The organism is Rickettsia philipii str. 364D (assembly GCF_000283995.1).
GTDB lineage: Bacteria > Pseudomonadota > Alphaproteobacteria > Rickettsiales > Rickettsiaceae > Rickettsia > Rickettsia rickettsii.
The window spans coordinates 586,893-602,538 of record NC_016930.1 but is presented as its reverse complement, the minus strand read 5'-3'; the positions used below and the strand labels follow the sequence as shown (position 1 = coordinate 602,538).

The following is a 15,646-nucleotide window of genomic DNA, read 5'->3' as shown; positions in this document are numbered from 1 at the left end:
GTTTATGTCATTCTCACGAAGGGGGGAATCCAGTAAAACCATATAAAAACTTGTTTTTATATGGTTTTTTTATCAAATATGTAACTTCTGTATCAATATTGAAGTTGTGTTTCTGAATTCCCGCTTCTGTGGGAATGACATTGAGCGAATTTCTCGAGCCATAAAACAATACCTACTCACAATAACAATTTCACTACTCCACAGCTTTCTCAAGATTTACTATTATAACGGGTGACTTATTAATTTCTTGTTTTAAGGTTTTACGGATTGTTCCTTTTATTGCCTCGATTACTTGTTCATCCGACAATGCTTTTTTAGCCTGTTTATTTTGAATGGTCACAAGTTCTTGAATGTCGTTTTTAATGAGGTTAACTAATGCCATATCCTCTTTCGGATCAAGCAGCCCGGGCATAGACAGCATTGGGTTTGCAGCAAGCAGTCCTTTTTTATTAATGACTACTGATGCTACCACGATACCCGACTCACGCATACGTCTTCTAGCTTTGAAAATCGGAGATTCAACGGGCAGCAAATAATTACCGTCAACAGCTAAATAACCGTTTTCAACCTTTGAAATTACTTTTGCATTATTAGGTTCAAGCAGTACTACACTACCATTTTCAACCTCTACTACCTGTTTTATGCCGTTTTTCTTAGCAAGCTTAACATGTTCATGAATATGTACAGGCTCGCCGTGAACAGGTATACAAATATTCGGTCTAATTAGAGAATACATTTTTTGTAGCTCGTCAATCGATGGATGTCCTGAAACATGTACAAAATGGTCTCGCTCTGTAATAACTTCTACACCGGCTTTAACAAATATATTAAATAGCCTGAATATTTTCTTTTCATTACCCGGAATAATTTTTGAAGAAAAAATCATTGTATCCTTAGGAACAAGCTTTATAGACGGATGAGAATTACTAGCCAGTTTTGCGGTAGCAGCCATAGGCTCACCTTGACAACCGGTAGCAATTACTAATAATTCTTCTCTTCTAAATCTGCTAACATCACGTTCACTAATTAGAGGAGCAATATCTTTCAAATAGCCGCTTTCCTGTGCAGCAAGCATCATACGGTGCAAACTTCTACCGGTTAAGACTACTTTTCTACCCGCAAGCCCTGCAGCATGAATTATTGTATCAAGCCGTGCTAAATTAGAGGCAAAGGTTGAAACTACTACCATTTGAGGACAACCGGCTATAATATCTACTAAACTTTTTCTAACATCCCCCTCAGAACCTGAGCTTCCTTTATTAAATACGTTAGTTGAATCACAAACAAGTGCAAGAACCCCTTCATCTCCGTAAGATTTTAAAAGCTCCTCATCGGCTTTTTTCCCAAGTATCGGATCGTTATCAAATTTCCAATCCCCCGTATGTAAAATATTACCTGCATCCGTACGGATCATAATTGCTTGCATTTCAGGAGCCGAGTGAGTCAGTGGCACCATCTCTAAGGAAAAAGGATCTAGATTTATTTTACTACCGGGTTTTACTTCATGAATTTTTATATTTTTAGCAAAATCATATTCATTTAAACGAATTTTTAGAAAATTTGCTGTAAAAGTAGTACTATAAATAGGACATTTAAGTCTATTCCATAAATATTGGACTCCACCTAAATGATCCTCGTGAGCATGAGTTAAAATCAGACCTACTATATCTTTTTTATATTTCTCGATAAAGCTGCTATCAGCAATTATCATATCAACACCGGGTAAATAATCATCGGCAAAACCGCTACCACAATCAATCATTAACCATTGACCTTGATAATGGTAAAGATTAAGATTCATACCTATTTCATTAGAGCCCCCTAGCGGTACAAATAGCAGATCATTTTTATGATTTTTGATGTTGAATGATGACATAATTTAACTTAATATTTATTTTATTATTTTATTCTTATAACTTATTATTAGTTAAGCGTCTATATATTAAAAAAGAAATTCATATAATGAATATAAATAAAATAGCATTGATTTATAACCACAATTCCAAACATTTAGCTATTATAGAGGAAATAAAAAAACTCTATAATTATTGTAAAATAGAGGAAGCGGAGGTCATTATCGTAATAGGCGGGGATGGAGAATTACTACATAATATTCACCGCTATATGCATCTTAATATACCTTTTTACGGAGTTAATTTAGGAAGCCTCGGCTTTTTAATGAATCCTTTAGATACCAAAAAATTATTACAAAATATACACGAAAGTACGGTTTCTATCCTAAATCCTCTTCTTATGCAAGTCGCAGATACGAGCGGTCAAATATATACGGCACTTGCTATTAACGAAGTATCGATATTTCGTAAAACTAATCAAGCTGCTAAATTTAGAATAGAAGTAAACGGGATAGAGAGAATGAACGAATTAGTAGCAGACGGAGCTTTAGTTGCAACACCTGCCGGAAGTAGTGCTTATAATTTATCTGCCAGCGGTCCTATTTTACCGCTTGAGTCAAACATGTTATGCCTAACCCCTATCTGCTCGTTTAGACCGCGTAGATGGCACGGTGCTTTACTGCTTTCATCTGCTACGATTAAATTTGAAATACTTAATACAAATAAACGACCGGTAAATGCTACTGCCGACTTTCAGGAGTTTCATAATATCACAAATGTTACCGTTAAATCTACTAAGGATAAGTCTGTCAAACTGCTCTTTAATAAAAACCATACGCTGGAAGATAGAATTATTAAAGAGCAATTCGGTGGGTAATTATTAAAAAATATTAATAATTTTTTGACTAAGCATTAAACTAATGTATGATGCCTTGTTAAAAATAACTAGGCATCATATATGAAATCAAAAAAGTCTTCTATTAACTTTTCTGAAAATACCCATATTTTATGGTTACCACGTGAAGCTCCAATATTACCTTAAATACAGCTATAGAATTGTACTCAGCAATAGTTAAGGATTTTGATATAAAAAATAATTATTTAAGAACTATTGAAGAAATAAAAAATTCAAAATTAGCTTCAGAATTTGCTAATTTAGCAATTAAGGAGATAAAAGAGGTCAAAACCCCAAAAAAGCTATTGGAATGTGTATTAAAAAATACAGTTACGAAGAACTTAAAAATCATGAGTTATTTAAAGATTATGCGATTAGTGAATATAATGCTTTAATGAATAAAAATTCTAAAGTAGAAATATTTTTTGAATACAAACCTAGCTCCAATTCTTCTAACCCTATCACTAAGATTATCAATAAATTTATCGCTAAGGAAAATATTTTTCGTTTAGCCGTAGTAGAAAAGAATATTGCATTAATGGAAGAAGTAGCTAAAGATATACTTAAATCAGCACCTATAGTTTTAAATTTACTTAAAACTCACGGAGAATGGTATCAAAAATATCTAAATATTATTATTTGTAAAACCTGAATTTCAACCTGATATTATTAAACAATTAGCAAATATAGAAGATTTTGCTATTCTAGGCTCTTTTTCTGAAATATTGCTTGCTACCAAAAAATATGATGAAATAATAACATTACCTGCACCACGACCAGCGAATCTAGTAAACAATGAGCAAAAACAGGAAAGTAAATTCATCTATTTTTGCCGTTATAATCTATCAGTAGCCTATAATAATACAGGAAAATTATCATTAGACGAAGAACAATTATTACGCATTTTAAAGGATCGACCAAACGATAGCGCTGCATCAAGCTATAGCTTATTTAATATTTATTTACTTAACGAAAGGGCAACAGCAACAACAAATTTAATCAAAAATGCTCCTACAGATATCAAAATTTTGACAGCAATGAGTTTTAATTTAGCTGAAATTGCTGAAGCTAAATTAAATCTAATTAATCAAGACAATTTATCTAAAGATAGTCAAGAACAGTTTCGATGTTTTCAATATATTGCCAAATACAATCAATATTCTGCTGCTGAGAAAATTGTGCATGAAGAAAACCTAAAGGATGAGTGAATCGAAATGAGCAACTCTATGAGTGGTGTTATATTACTATCTACAACAGCCTTATATACCAAAGTAATATGAATTAGCTAAACAATTTATACAAAAAATACCTAAAAATAAAATAACTCCATATCTCAGTAATATCTTCCAGGCAATAGAATTTTTATTCAATCCTGAAGAATATATTAACCAAATTCATATCGAAGCTCTTGTTAGCAACCTTAATTTTGTACAAGCACAAGCTATAGAAAAAATTAATAAGATTATCACTTGTTTAATCGCAATTAAGAAATACAACTTAGGGTTAAAGAAAGTTGAGGAAATTTTACAATATGATAATAAAAATCAGGAAGCCATTGAGATTAGATACGAATCAATGTGATAAATTTATAAATGTCTTAAAGAAAGATATAATATATAGACAACAGGGGGATAACGGCGTTAAATTTATCGGTAAAAAAGTAGTTGACATTAAAATTGATGGTGACCAGCGTTTATTCACAAATATATTACATTCAAACGAACAAGGTGAATTACTGATACATTTTGATCATCAAGGAAATCATAATTATGTAATAAAATTCGCCGGCGAACATCATCTAGAATTTCATCAAGGTTCACTATAACTTTAATAAAATTATTAATTTTTACTCAAAAGGTTGGCGTAGGTTAATAGCGGCAGATACGGTACCCTCGTCTAAATAATCAAGTTCACCTCCGATAGGTATACCGCTAGCAAGGCGAGAAATTTTAGCAGGATGCTCTTTTAAATATTCTGTAATAAAATAAGCAGTAGTCTGACCTTCTAAAGTAGAATTAGTAGCAATAATAACTTCTTTAATATTTTCTGCAAAACATCTTGTAAGTAGTTCAGGTAACCGAAGTATGCTAGGGTTTTGTCTACTAGCTGCCGATAAATTATGACCGAGTACATGATATAAACCTTTAAAATTACCGCTACGCTCCATTGCCCATAATTCAGCCACAGTTTCGACAATAGCAATAATTGATTTATCTCTATATTCAGAAGAACAAATACGGCAAATATTTTCCGTATCCATATTACCGCAAATCTCGCATTTTACTATTTTCTTATCTATCTCTACAAGATTATTAATCAGGCTTTTTAACCTTACGTCTTTATCTTGCAATAGGTAAAGCGCTATACGCCTTGCCGATCTAATACCAAGACCGGGTAATTTTGAAAAAAGATAAATTAGCTGATCTATATCATTATCATTTGTTTCATTCATAAATATACTCGTTTAATTTGAAAAATGAGCTACATCGTATTATAAGCACTGCGGTACTCACCTATTAATTGTATATGCTCCGCTCTTCGCCTTATATACTCCTTGCTCTTTTCCAAATTAAACTTCGTCTATTACTTAGGAGTATATTTAAGACTTAATAACGACGGTTCCGGCTATTTTATCATGTAATGCTTGTTTTTTAGAAGAAAAAAGTATGAAAAAAATACCGATAGGAAAAGTCATATACCCTAAAAATCTTTTAATTAACTGCTTTAAGGTCGGACGATTTAATGTTACGGCATCTACGATTTTCATACGTAAAAACATTTTACTAAGCGTTGCACCTTTATAATACCAAAGCGTTATGAAATATGAGCCTATTACTAATATATTAGTAGCAAAAATTGAAATATTAAACAAAATATATTTATTAAAATTTCCTGCTTTAAGATATTCATAAAATTCCTGACTCATAACCGAGTTAAACATTTCATTGGGATTATGAAGATTAATGTTATTGCTAAGGAAATAATCATTAAAGAACAACCATAATAAATTAAAAGAACAAAATTGTGATATTGGGATTGCTATAAAGGCAAATACTGATAAATCAAGTGCCGTAGAAAAAATTCGTGCTATAAAATCAGGATAAATAATTTGCTTTTTCATTGCCAGTTACTTTATTTTGGTGTTAGATAGTAAGGGTTATGGCAATCTCAGGATTTTGGCATGAGATTGCTTCGTCAAAACTTACAGTTTTTCCTTGCAATGACGATTAATACCCCTAATCAAAATTCAATATATTACATTCATGAATCAATTTAAAGCATATAGTTTATTATTTGTTGATAGTTTTGTCTCAAATCTTGTTATAGGTTTTCAGAATGAATTAATATTTCATTCTATGAAAATGTTCGGAGGCTATAATAATTTAATAATGCTGTTAGTAGCTATTTGTGCTTCTCTTAGCGGTAATGCAATCAATTATATTTTTGGAAAAATAGTTTTAAATATCTTTTATGCTTCCAAAAATACACAAAATATTTTAAGACATAAAAATTTAACAAAACTATATTATAAATATGAGATATTTATAATTTTCTTAATGGCATTTTCTTTTTGGGGAAGCTTTATTTCTTTATTCTCCGGTTTTTTTAAAACAAAATTTCTAAAATTTTTAGGTATTGGTTGTTTGGCAAAAGCATGCTATTATGCTTTAGAATTGTATATATTTTTTAACGCATGAAAAAATTAACCAAAACTCATTCTCATAGACAACAAAAATTAGCAAGCATTATAAATGAAGCATTAATAGAAATTCTAAGGCGTGGCAAAATGCTGGATAGCAGACTTTTTGATTGTCCTCTCACTATTACGAAAGTTATAGTTACTACTGATCTCAAAATAGCTAATTGTTATTTCTTGCCTTTTAATACTAAACTAACAATAGATGAAATTATGGATGCATTAAATAATTCTAAAAATGCTATCAGAAATTTTATTACTAATAAAATACATATGAAATTCTCGCCTGATATAAGATTTCATTACGATCACGGATTTGATAATGCTATAAAAGTGGCACACTTATTAAAAGATCTCTGAATATAGGAATCTAATAATTTATTAAAAAAATTATTATTAATAAATTGTTTTAATATTTAGGTTATTGTATCATGCCATATTTTAATCAGTAATGTTATAACTTAAATATGGCATAACAAAATAGATAACTTAAAAGAAATAAAAGGATTAACAGGTTTACGCGGGTATACTGCATTATGGGTATTCTTCTTAACACGCCACATATAATTTGGCCAGATAACTCAATTGGAATGAATATAGCAAGACTTGGCAGTCTTGGGGTTGTAATATTTTTTGTGTTATCCGGCTTTATTTTATGTTATGTATGTAATACTAGATTTTATACGCATACCGTTAGTTATAAAAGTTTTTTATTTGCACGTATTGCCAGAGTTTATCCCTTACATTTATTTATGCTTTTATAATGTGTTCCTTATTCAAGCATGGGGGTTCACGGATTTAGTATCTTGGAATCAACCTTCATGTGCAATAAGTACGGCAATGTTTGCATATTAATTATTTCCTTTTTTAATATCATTGATGCAAAGATTATCAATAATTAAGTTATTGATAATCTTGTTATTTATATCTTATGGGATAATTTCTGCTCCTTATGCTTTTCAATGGCTGCAGACCCATATTTAGTAACGAAAGAGTACAATTTGCTTACGGTAAAAGCTTAATAATGTTTTTAGGTGTATTTATTTTTGGTTGTATAACATTTTTTATTACAAAATATATAAAATCTTTGAAACTTAATTATATTATTTATGATATTATTACATTTGTAGGAATTGCTGTTTTTGCTTATATTTTTATTATAATTAATGCAGAAACACTTTGGTGGCTTGCAGTTGGCTCATCCTTAATAATTATTGGAAAATCTAATGATTCAGGATTAAGTAAACTTATTTACGGTAATCCAATAACATATTTTCTAGATCAAATTTCATATACTTTATACCTTTCTGCTTTAACTACAGAATTTTTTGTAGCATATTACTGGATTTATCCAACTCCTTTATGGCTTAAATTTGCTACTTCGGTTACAATAGCTACTATTTTGCATTATATAATTGAATTACCAGCTCACCAGTTCATTCGTCAATTAAAAGTGAATAGATAGGTGCTAGGAGATAAACGCAATCATTGAAAACAATAATTATCCGTTATACTAAAAACGCTTAAAAATTAAGCTTTAGTACAACAGCCCCCTAGCATAAATGGACTAAAGGCTATAAATAAATGTTTTGCAATGATGGAGTTTAAACATCATTTACAAAACGATAAATATCATAATAATTAAAATAATCAAGATATTTTAGTTATTTTTTAAATTTTAAGTATAACTCAAATAAAAATAAATCCTTATTTTTATTAAATAACTTTAAAAGATTATTTTTTTATATTAAAATATAAAAATAATCTTTTAATAAAAATAAATAGAAAATGTCTCCTCAAATAATAGAGTTATTAATTTTTGCCGTTATTGCCTTTTACATTATCAACAAATTAATTACGACTCTCGGTTCTACTTCAGAAGAGGAACAGACAAAGCAAAAATCTTATTTTGGCGAACCGGTTATTAAGGACGTAACTTACAGTATAGTTAAATCTAATAAAGAAGCAAAAAATATTCCCACAGCCCAAGATATTAAAGCTTTTAAAGATATAATAGTAGAACATAATATAACTGCGGTCGTAGATGGAATGGAACAAGTCCATAAACGCCTTTACTCCTTTGATCCGGTTAAATTCATAAATAATGCTAAAACTGCTTTTCAAATGATTATAGAAGCTGCTTATAAAAAAGATGCTAAAGAATTATCTGAGCTGATAGATAAAAGATACTTGGAAGAATTTGAAAAAATAACACCGTCCTATGGTGATTTTTTTGACTCATCGGCTTTAAGTGCAAAATATTCAGAAATTTACATGTTCGGTAATAACATATTTATTAAATTACTATTTCAAGGTAAAAATGTAGTTGACAAAATCGAAGATTTAAAAGAAGAATGGACATTTACACGTAATGCTAATACCAAAGAAGTTGATTGGTTTTTAAGCAATATTGAGAGAGTGTAGCAATTATATTTTATGACCTGAATGTCATTTCCGCGGAAGTGGGAATGACATCAAAAGACTATAAAACTAAATAACAAACTATTAGTAATGAGTAAAATTTTCTATATTATAGGCACTATATTAATAATAAGTGTCGGTATTTTTATGTTTCAAACGATAACGGATAACAATCAAATAATCCCCAGAAAAGTTTTATTTGGTAACCCTGATAAAGCAAGGGTTTCTCTAACCCACGACGGCAAATATATTCTATATGTTGCACCGAAAGACGGTGTATTAAACATTTGGCTAGCACCCTCAGATGATATTAGTAAAGCAGAAGCCATAACCCATGACAAAGGACGCGGTATTTGGTCTTATGCTAAAGCTTATAATAATAAAAATATTTTATATACCCAAGATTTTAACGGTGATGAAAATGACCGAATTTATAGCTATAACATAGAGACAAAAGAGACAAAATTACTTACTCCTGCAAAAGGAGTTAAAGCCAAAATAGCCGGAGCAAGTCATAAGAAGCCAAATGAGATATTAATATATTTAAATGAGCGTAATCCTGAATATTTTGATATTTACAAATTAAATCTAGATACTCTAGAAAAAGAACTGATTTATAAAAATGATAGATTTACTGATTATGTAACTGATGAAAATTTAAATTTAAGATTTGGTAGCTTACTAGATAAAGACGGAGCTGTTGAATATTATGAATTAAAAGACGGAGAACCAAAGTTATTTACTAAGATATCAATGGAAGATTCTTTTAACACTGCCATACTTGGTTTTGATGCTAGCGGTGAAACTTTATATATGCTAGAGGGACGTAATCGTAATACCTCCGCACTTAAAGCTATAACACTAGCTACAGGTAGTGAAGAAATATTAGCCGAAGATGCAAAAGCCGATATCAGCTTATTTACAGTTCATCCCACAAAGCAAACTCCGCAAGCAGTATCTATAGATTATGATAGAGTCTCATATAAAATATTAGATAAAGATATTGAAGATGATATTAAATATTTGCAATCTATTGATCGCGGTGATTTAATTATTAATAGTAGGACGCTAGACGATAAAACTTGGATCGTTGCTTATATGGCTGATAATGCACCGGTGAAATATTATAAATATGATAGGACAAATAAAAAAGCTGAGTTTTTATTTACTAATCGCAAAGAACTTGAGCAATATAATCTTGCTAAGATGATACCGATAATTATCAAGTCACGTGACGGGCTTGATTTAGTTAGCTATATCACTTTTCCAAATGATGTAAAGCTCGATAAAAATAATATACCCGATAGAAAAGTACCTCTAATTTTAAATGTCCACGGCGGTCCGTGGGTACGTGATAGCTGGGGATACAATACTGAGCATCAGTGGCTTGCAAATCGTGGTTACGCAGTTTTAAGTATAAATTACCGTGGTTCTACCGGTTTTGGGAAAGATTTCTTAAACGCCGGTAATTTAGAATATGCCGGTAAAATGCACACCGATTTAATTGATGGTGTTAACTGGGCTATTAAGAATAATATAGTTGATTCTGACAAAGTTTGTATTATGGGTGGAAGCTATGGAGGTTATGCAACGCTTGTAGGTCTTACCATGACGCCTGACGTATTTGCTTGCGGTATTGACGTTGTCGGTATGTCTAATTTATTAACTCATGTGCAATCTAAAGCTCCTTATATGACACCATTGTTAAGTATATATAAAACACGTATAGGACCTTGGGACACTGAAGAAGAAAAAGAATTTTTAAGACAAAGATCACCGATTAATTTTGTTGATAATATCAAAAAGCCTTTATTTATAGCACAAGGTGTTCACGATGTGAGAGTCGTGCAGGCAGAATCAGAACAGATTGTAAACAGCATGCAAGCAAAGCATATACCGGTAGTTTATGCACTTTACAAAGATGAAGGTCATGGATTTGCAAAAGCCGGTAATAGAATCTCATATTACGCTCTTGCCGAGCAGTTTTTAGCTAAGGTTTTAAAAGGAAGAGCGGAACATATAGGAGATGACTTAAAGAATGCTAATCTCATTCTGAATGATAAAGAAAAAATTAGCGGTACAGAGGCAGAAAAGATTATAGATACGGCAGTTGGGAATTAAGAAGAAACTGTCATACCGTGACTCGGTGTCACCCCGTGGCTTGCCCATGGGATCTAGTTAAAAATACTAATAATTTTAGTATTTTTTATTGTTTTTTAGATTCCTGCTTTCGCAGGAAAATGACACAGAAGAGCGACAATGACATTAAGTAAGTTTGAGTACTATCATGCTACTTACAAATACTGAAAATTCTTACGGCTTAATTGCAAAACTTTTTCACTGGATCATGAGCATTATAGTTATAGTAATGCTCGTTGTCGGTGTCTTAATGGATAATTTCTTAGAACTTCCTTTAAAAGGGCAATTATACGGGATACATGAAGCAACCGGTATAGTTGTTTTATCTTTAGTAATAATAAGGCTTTTATGGAAATTCTATAATGCTAATGTTTTGCTACCGGAAGATATGCCGAATTGGCACAAAAAGCCACTAATATTAATATAAATTTGCTATAGCTTTTAATGTTATTAATGCCGATAAGCGGCTTTCTAATAACTATCTTATCAAACCATCATATTGATTTTTATGGTTTGTTTACTATAAATTCTTTTGCTAAGGATATTGAATGAGTAACCTCATTATAAACTTATTGACATATAATAAATTGTGTTTTATATACAAAGTAAGATCAGATAACTTACTATATTAGTATTATGAGTAAAAGTGCCAGAGTAGTCATCTCATCGAAAGGACAGGTAGTTATACCTCAATATATAAGAAATAAACTTGGTTTACATTCAGGCTCTGAGTTAATAATTAACTACAAAAAAAATGAAACATTAGAATTGCTTCCTATAAAAAAAGATATCTATAGCTTTTTTGGTAAAGGTAAACATAAAGCTAAAAACGGTCCGGTGGATGTAGATGAAGCTATTAGTATTGCGGTTATCGAAAATGATAGGAATTGACACTAATATCTTAACTCGTACTTTTCTTGAAGATGATGAAATACAAGGTAAAGCAGCTCAAAATTTCTTAAAACATAACATCACTAATAAGATTTTTATTGCATCATATGCATTACTTGAATTTGTATGGGTGCTAAAAGTAAATAAATTTACTCGCCAGGAAATTTATGAAGCAGTAATTAATCTTATTGATAATTCCAGCTTTATCATTGGGCATCAAGACATATATCAGCTACTGAGAAATATATTAAAGGTAAAGCAGACTTTGCCGATTATATGATTATTGCAGAAGGAGAAGTCAATAGTGCTAATAAGTTTAGCACTTTTGATAAAGACATAGTAAGAGAAGTTAAAAATGCATCTTATCCATAAAAATTAATAGCACTTTAAATAAATTATTTAAAATGAATATTCATGAATATCAAGCAAAAGAGATTTTAAGAAAATACGGCGTGCCTACTTCCACCGGGCTAGTTGTTACGAAAACCGAAAAGATTAATGAAACCATAGATAAATTAAATACGGAAGTATATGTGGTTAAAGCACAAATACATGCCGGCGGTAGAGGTAAAGCAGGCGGTGTTAAGGTTGTTAAGAGTAAAGAAGAAGCCAAAAAAGTTGCTCATGACATGTTTGGTATTAATTTAGTAACGCATCAAACAGGACCTCAAGGACAAAAAGTAAACCGTCTTTATATCGAATCAGGTTGTGAGATTTTAAAAGAATATTATTTTAGTATAGTATTTGATAGATCGGCTAGCTGTATTACTTTTATAGCTTCTACGGAAGGAGGAGTTGATATTGAAGAAGTAGCAGAAAAAACTCCGGAAAAAATTATTAAATTTTCCGTTGATCCTGCAACCGGTTTACAAGATTTTCATATGCGAGGCATAGCTTATGAGTTAGGCTTTAAGGATAACCAAGCTAAACAGATGAAAGAAATAGTAAAATCAGTCTATAATGCTTTTATTGAAACCGATGCAGCACAAATCGAAATCAACCCATTAATTGTAAATAGCGACGGGAACTTATTAGCTTTAGATGCAAAAATTACTTTTGACGATAACGGCTTATTGCGGCATCCAAATATTACGGCAATGCGTGATCATGATGAAGAAGATCCTCTAGAAACTAGAGCAGCAAATGCAGGACTTAGCTATGTAAAAATGGAAGGTAATATAGGTTGTATGGTTAACGGTGCCGGTCTTGCCATGGCCACTATGGATATTATTAAACTTTACGGTGCTTCACCTGCTAATTTCTTGGATGTCGGTGGTGGAGCTGATCGTGAGCGTGTAAAAGAAGCTTTAAAAATAATTTTATCTGATAAAGCAGTACAAGGGATTCTAGTTAATATTTTTGGCGGTATCATGCGTTGTGATATTATAGCAGAAGGGATTATTGCCGCTGCAAAAGACATAGGTATAAAAGTACCGTTAGTAGTTCGTTTAGCCGGTACAAACGTTGAAAAAGGCAAAGAAATTTTATCAAATTCCGGTTTAGAAATAATACCGGCACATGATTTAGCAGATGCGGCAAATAAAATAGTTGAAGCGATACGGTAGATAACCGTCATGAGCTATACAGGCATTGACCTTGTTGTATAGCTCGAACAACCAGTTCAGTGTCATACCGTGTCTTGACCACAGTATCCATAAAAAAATTAAAATAAGGACTGGATAACGCGATCAAGTCGCGGGACATCACAGTAAAATAAAAACAATAAACATTATTTAACATGGCAATATTAATAAATAAAAAAACACAAGTTATCTGTCAGGGTTTTACTGGTTTACAAGGAACTTTTCACTCTGAACAAGCGATAGCGTACGGCACTAACATGGTTGGCGGTGTTACACCCGGCAAAGGCGGTCATACTCACCTTGATTTACCTGTATATAATACCGTACATGAAGCAAAAGCAAAAACCGGTGCAAATGCAAGCGTTATATATGTTCCGCCCGGCTTTGCCGCTGATTCGATATTAGAAGCAATCGATGCCGAAATTGAAGTAGTAGTATGTATAACAGAAGGAATTCCGGTGCTTGATATGGTGAAAGTCAAACGTGCTTTAGTCGGTTCTAAAACTAGATTAATCGGTCCTAACTGCCCTGGAGTTATCACACCGGGTGAATGTAAAATCGGTATTATGCCTGGGCATATTCATAAAAGAGGAACAATAGGTATTGTTTCAAGATCAGGTACTCTAACTTATGAAGCAGTAGCACAGACAACAGCAGTAGGACTTGGACAATCTACGTGTGTCGGTATAGGCGGCGATCCTGTTAACGGCACTAATTTTGTTGATTGTATTGAGATGTTTTTGAAAGATGATGAAACAAAAGCAATTATTATGATCGGTGAAATTGGCGGTAATGCAGAAGAAGATGCAGCTGAGTTTATCAAGCAGTCAAAAATCAAGAAACCTATAGTAAGCTTTATTGCAGGTATTACAGCACCTCCAGGTAAAAGAATGGGACATGCCGGAGCTATTATTGTCGGAAGAACAGGAAGTGCCGAAGATAAGCTGGAAGCTCTACAAAGTGCCGGCGTAGTTATCACTAGATCCCCTGCCGATATCGGTAAAACTATGTTAGATTTACTAAATAAAGGCTAAAGTTATTCAAGAGCAATTGCTGTCATTCCTACTAGGCCTTGTTGCGTGGAGACTGAAGGTCGTCATTGCGAGGAAATTACGTAAGTAATTGACGAAGCAATTTCAGGATGCTTGACAAGATTGCCACGTCGCTTCGCTCCTCGCAATGATGATTTGGTACCCATGCAACAATGCTTTCACGGGAATAACATAAAAAGCATTTACTGGTCTACGCAACAATTCTTAAGGACTCTTAATTATCCCTCATTTCTTTAACTATATTTAGTAATTGTGGAAAATCTATTAACCCAGGTATTAATTTTGAATCGATTATATACGCAGGTACTCCTTGCATTCTAAGACTTCTAGCTATTTTCATATTTTGAGTAATTAAATCTTTAATCTCATTACTATCGGCAATTTCTTCAATTTCCGTAGCATTTAAGCCATTCTCAGTTAATAATTCTTTTATAGATTCCTTAGAAACATCTCTTATTTTTATTAATTCATCATGAACAGCTTTGAATTTACTTGGATTAACCTTATAAACGGCTAAAACTATTCTTGCAAGATATTCGGAAACATCTCCAAGGATAGGAAGCGGTCGTAATACAACTTTAACTTTTGGATCGTTTTGCAATAATTCATTTATAGAAACATCGCCTTTTTTACAATAAGAACAATTGTAATCATAAAAAGCAATTATTGTTACATCACCGTCTTTATTTCCTATAACAGGAAAGCTTGTGCTATCTTCAATACTTAACTTATTATCTTTTATATAGTTATTAACTTTAGTCTCATTTTCCTGTACTTTACGTTTTTGCAACCCTTCTATTGATTCTATTATTATTTCCGGAGTTTTAAGCAAATAATCTTTGATTATTTCTTGTACTCTTGCCTCTTCACATTTTATTGCATCTTCGCTTTGTTTAACCTCAACGGAAACTGGATTTGTAGAATAAGTTTTCATTGTTTTGAAAACAAATAAAACTCCTATTATAACTATAAATATAACCAATATTTTACCTATAATATGCTGCATAAATACCTTTTTTTAAAATTTTATATCTTCCTAAAGTCTAAGTAATTCTATATGTCATTCCCGCGAAAGCGGGAATGACATAAAACGAGCTACGTAACAAAGCCGGCTT

General features: G+C 31.9%; 19 protein-coding genes and 1 pseudogene. 16 read left to right on the top strand and 4 right to left on the bottom strand.

The features are described from left to right. Positions 1 to 193: 193 nt before the first annotated feature. Positions 194 to 1,876, bottom strand: a complete 1,683-nt coding sequence (locus tag RSA_RS03110; protein WP_014364707.1) for a ribonuclease J — start codon at positions 1,874 to 1,876, stop codon at positions 194 to 196. 86 nt (positions 1,877 to 1,962) lie between these two features. On the opposite strand from RSA_RS03110, the gene RSA_RS03105 reads away from it, so the two are divergent. The 4 genes from RSA_RS03105 (at position 1,963) to RSA_RS03085 (ending at position 4,573) form a co-directional block, all read left to right on the top strand. Further along, on the top strand, positions 1,963 to 2,730 hold the full coding sequence (locus tag RSA_RS03105) for an NAD kinase (RefSeq protein WP_014364706.1): 768 nt from the start codon (positions 1,963 to 1,965) through the stop codon (positions 2,728 to 2,730). Positions 2,731 to 3,058: 328 nt separating this feature from the next. Then, positions 3,059 to 3,400, top strand: coding sequence for a hypothetical protein (locus RSA_RS03095; RefSeq protein WP_081498216.1), 342 nt, complete (start codon positions 3,059 to 3,061; stop codon positions 3,398 to 3,400). A 73-nt stretch (positions 3,401 to 3,473) separates the two neighbouring features. Next, the gene (locus tag RSA_RS08890) at positions 3,474 to 3,956 is read left to right on the top strand and encodes a hypothetical protein (protein WP_014364703.1); all 483 of its coding nucleotides are present in this window, start codon (positions 3,474 to 3,476) and stop codon (positions 3,954 to 3,956) included. 323 nt (positions 3,957 to 4,279) lie between these two features. Further along, the gene (locus RSA_RS03085) at positions 4,280 to 4,573 is read left to right on the top strand and encodes a hypothetical protein (RefSeq protein ID WP_014364702.1); all 294 of its coding nucleotides are present in this window, start codon (positions 4,280 to 4,282) and stop codon (positions 4,571 to 4,573) included. A 21-nt stretch (positions 4,574 to 4,594) separates the two neighbouring features. On the opposite strand, the gene recR is transcribed toward RSA_RS03085, so the two are convergent. Next, positions 4,595 to 5,200 carry a recombination mediator RecR gene (gene recR / locus RSA_RS03080; RefSeq protein WP_014364701.1) on the bottom strand — a complete coding sequence of 202 codons (606 nt, stop codon included), beginning with the start codon at positions 5,198 to 5,200 and terminating at the stop codon, positions 4,595 to 4,597. A gap of 147 nt (positions 5,201 to 5,347) precedes the next feature. Further along, positions 5,348 to 5,869 carry an RDD family protein gene (locus tag RSA_RS03075; protein ID WP_004995736.1) on the bottom strand — a complete coding sequence of 174 codons (522 nt, stop codon included), beginning with the start codon at positions 5,867 to 5,869 and terminating at the stop codon, positions 5,348 to 5,350. Positions 5,870 to 6,011: 142 nt separating this feature from the next. Between RSA_RS03075 and RSA_RS03070 the strand changes: the two genes are divergently transcribed. The 12 genes and pseudogenes from RSA_RS03070 (at position 6,012) to sucD (ending at position 14,513) form a co-directional block, all read left to right on the top strand. Continuing rightward, positions 6,012 to 6,446, top strand: a complete 435-nt coding sequence (locus RSA_RS03070; RefSeq protein ID WP_012150800.1) for a YqaA family protein — start codon at positions 6,012 to 6,014, stop codon at positions 6,444 to 6,446. Beyond that, the gene (gene rbfA / locus RSA_RS03065) at positions 6,443 to 6,805 is read left to right on the top strand and encodes a 30S ribosome-binding factor RbfA (protein ID WP_012150799.1); all 363 of its coding nucleotides are present in this window, start codon (positions 6,443 to 6,445) and stop codon (positions 6,803 to 6,805) included. The genes RSA_RS03070 and rbfA overlap by 4 nt, the downstream gene beginning before the upstream one ends. A 176-nt stretch (positions 6,806 to 6,981) precedes the next feature. Further along, positions 6,982 to 7,209 carry an acyltransferase family protein gene (locus RSA_RS10250; protein WP_014364700.1) on the top strand — a complete coding sequence of 76 codons (228 nt, stop codon included), beginning with the start codon at positions 6,982 to 6,984 and terminating at the stop codon, positions 7,207 to 7,209. Between the two features lie 188 nt (positions 7,210 to 7,397). After that, the gene (locus tag RSA_RS03055) at positions 7,398 to 7,910 is read left to right on the top strand and encodes a hypothetical protein (protein WP_014364699.1); all 513 of its coding nucleotides are present in this window, start codon (positions 7,398 to 7,400) and stop codon (positions 7,908 to 7,910) included. Between the two features lie 323 nt (positions 7,911 to 8,233). Beyond that, positions 8,234 to 8,869 (top strand): Tim44 domain-containing protein, encoded by a 636-nt coding sequence (locus RSA_RS03050; RefSeq protein WP_014364698.1) that lies wholly within the window; start codon positions 8,234 to 8,236, stop codon positions 8,867 to 8,869. A gap of 87 nt (positions 8,870 to 8,956) precedes the next feature. Beyond that, a complete protein-coding gene (locus RSA_RS03045; protein WP_012150796.1) occupies positions 8,957 to 10,987 on the top strand; it encodes a S9 family peptidase in 2,031 nt (676 codons plus the stop codon). Between the two features lie 166 nt (positions 10,988 to 11,153). Then, on the top strand, positions 11,154 to 11,432 hold the full coding sequence (locus RSA_RS03040) for a cytochrome b (RefSeq protein ID WP_014364697.1): 279 nt from the start codon (positions 11,154 to 11,156) through the stop codon (positions 11,430 to 11,432). Positions 11,433 to 11,449: 17 nt separating this feature from the next. Next, a complete protein-coding gene (locus RSA_RS10245; protein ID WP_014364696.1) occupies positions 11,450 to 11,557 on the top strand; it encodes a hypothetical protein in 108 nt (35 codons plus the stop codon). 84 nt (positions 11,558 to 11,641) lie between these two features. Then, positions 11,642 to 11,896: an AbrB/MazE/SpoVT family DNA-binding domain-containing protein gene (locus RSA_RS03030; RefSeq protein WP_014364695.1), complete on the top strand. Its 255-nt coding sequence runs from the start codon at positions 11,642 to 11,644 to the stop codon at positions 11,894 to 11,896. Then, positions 11,883 to 12,268: pseudogene (locus tag RSA_RS03025) on the top strand (PIN domain-containing protein). The gene RSA_RS03030 and the pseudogene RSA_RS03025 overlap by 14 nt, the downstream one beginning before the upstream one ends. A gap of 32 nt (positions 12,269 to 12,300) precedes the next feature. Beyond that, positions 12,301 to 13,461 (top strand): ADP-forming succinate--CoA ligase subunit beta, encoded by a 1,161-nt coding sequence (gene sucC / locus RSA_RS03020; RefSeq protein WP_014364694.1) that lies wholly within the window; start codon positions 12,301 to 12,303, stop codon positions 13,459 to 13,461. 173 nt (positions 13,462 to 13,634) lie between these two features. Further along, the gene (gene sucD, locus RSA_RS03015) at positions 13,635 to 14,513 is read left to right on the top strand and encodes a succinate--CoA ligase subunit alpha (RefSeq protein ID WP_014364693.1); all 879 of its coding nucleotides are present in this window, start codon (positions 13,635 to 13,637) and stop codon (positions 14,511 to 14,513) included. Positions 14,514 to 14,745: 232 nt separating this feature from the next. On the opposite strand, the gene RSA_RS03010 is transcribed toward sucD, so the two are convergent. Next, a complete protein-coding gene (locus RSA_RS03010) occupies positions 14,746 to 15,537 on the bottom strand; it encodes a DsbA family protein (protein ID WP_014364692.1) in 792 nt (263 codons plus the stop codon). Positions 15,538 to 15,646: the final 109 nt, after the last annotated feature.

Excerpts from the sequence above, each read along its gene's own strand:
- RSA_RS03110 (WP_014364707.1), bottom strand. The coding sequence starts at position 1,876 with ATGTCATCATTCAACATCAAAAATCATAAAAATGATCTGCTATTTGTA.
- RSA_RS03105 (WP_014364706.1), top strand. The coding sequence starts at position 1,963 with ATGAATATAAATAAAATAGCATTGATTTATAACCACAATTCCAAACAT.
- RSA_RS03095 (WP_081498216.1), top strand. The coding sequence starts at position 3,059 with ATGTGTATTAAAAAATACAGTTACGAAGAACTTAAAAATCATGAGTTA.
- RSA_RS03085 (WP_014364702.1), top strand. The coding sequence starts at position 4,280 with ATGATAATAAAAATCAGGAAGCCATTGAGATTAGATACGAATCAATGT.
- recR (WP_014364701.1), bottom strand. The coding sequence starts at position 5,200 with ATGAATGAAACAAATGATAATGATATAGATCAGCTAATTTATCTTTTT.
- RSA_RS03075 (WP_004995736.1), bottom strand. The coding sequence starts at position 5,869 with ATGAAAAAGCAAATTATTTATCCTGATTTTATAGCACGAATTTTTTCT.
- RSA_RS03070 (WP_012150800.1), top strand. The coding sequence starts at position 6,012 with ATGAATCAATTTAAAGCATATAGTTTATTATTTGTTGATAGTTTTGTC.
- rbfA (WP_012150799.1), top strand. The coding sequence starts at position 6,443 with ATGAAAAAATTAACCAAAACTCATTCTCATAGACAACAAAAATTAGCA.
- RSA_RS10250 (WP_014364700.1), top strand. The coding sequence starts at position 6,982 with ATGGGTATTCTTCTTAACACGCCACATATAATTTGGCCAGATAACTCA.
- RSA_RS03055 (WP_014364699.1), top strand. The coding sequence starts at position 7,398 with ATGCTTTTCAATGGCTGCAGACCCATATTTAGTAACGAAAGAGTACAA.
- RSA_RS03050 (WP_014364698.1), top strand. The coding sequence starts at position 8,234 with ATGTCTCCTCAAATAATAGAGTTATTAATTTTTGCCGTTATTGCCTTT.
- RSA_RS03045 (WP_012150796.1), top strand. The coding sequence starts at position 8,957 with ATGAGTAAAATTTTCTATATTATAGGCACTATATTAATAATAAGTGTC.
- RSA_RS03040 (WP_014364697.1), top strand. The coding sequence starts at position 11,154 with ATGCTACTTACAAATACTGAAAATTCTTACGGCTTAATTGCAAAACTT.
- RSA_RS10245 (WP_014364696.1), top strand. The coding sequence starts at position 11,450 with ATGTTATTAATGCCGATAAGCGGCTTTCTAATAACTATCTTATCAAAC.
- RSA_RS03030 (WP_014364695.1), top strand. The coding sequence starts at position 11,642 with ATGAGTAAAAGTGCCAGAGTAGTCATCTCATCGAAAGGACAGGTAGTT.
- sucC (WP_014364694.1), top strand. The coding sequence starts at position 12,301 with ATGAATATTCATGAATATCAAGCAAAAGAGATTTTAAGAAAATACGGC.
- sucD (WP_014364693.1), top strand. The coding sequence starts at position 13,635 with ATGGCAATATTAATAAATAAAAAAACACAAGTTATCTGTCAGGGTTTT.
- RSA_RS03010 (WP_014364692.1), bottom strand. The coding sequence starts at position 15,537 with ATGCAGCATATTATAGGTAAAATATTGGTTATATTTATAGTTATAATA.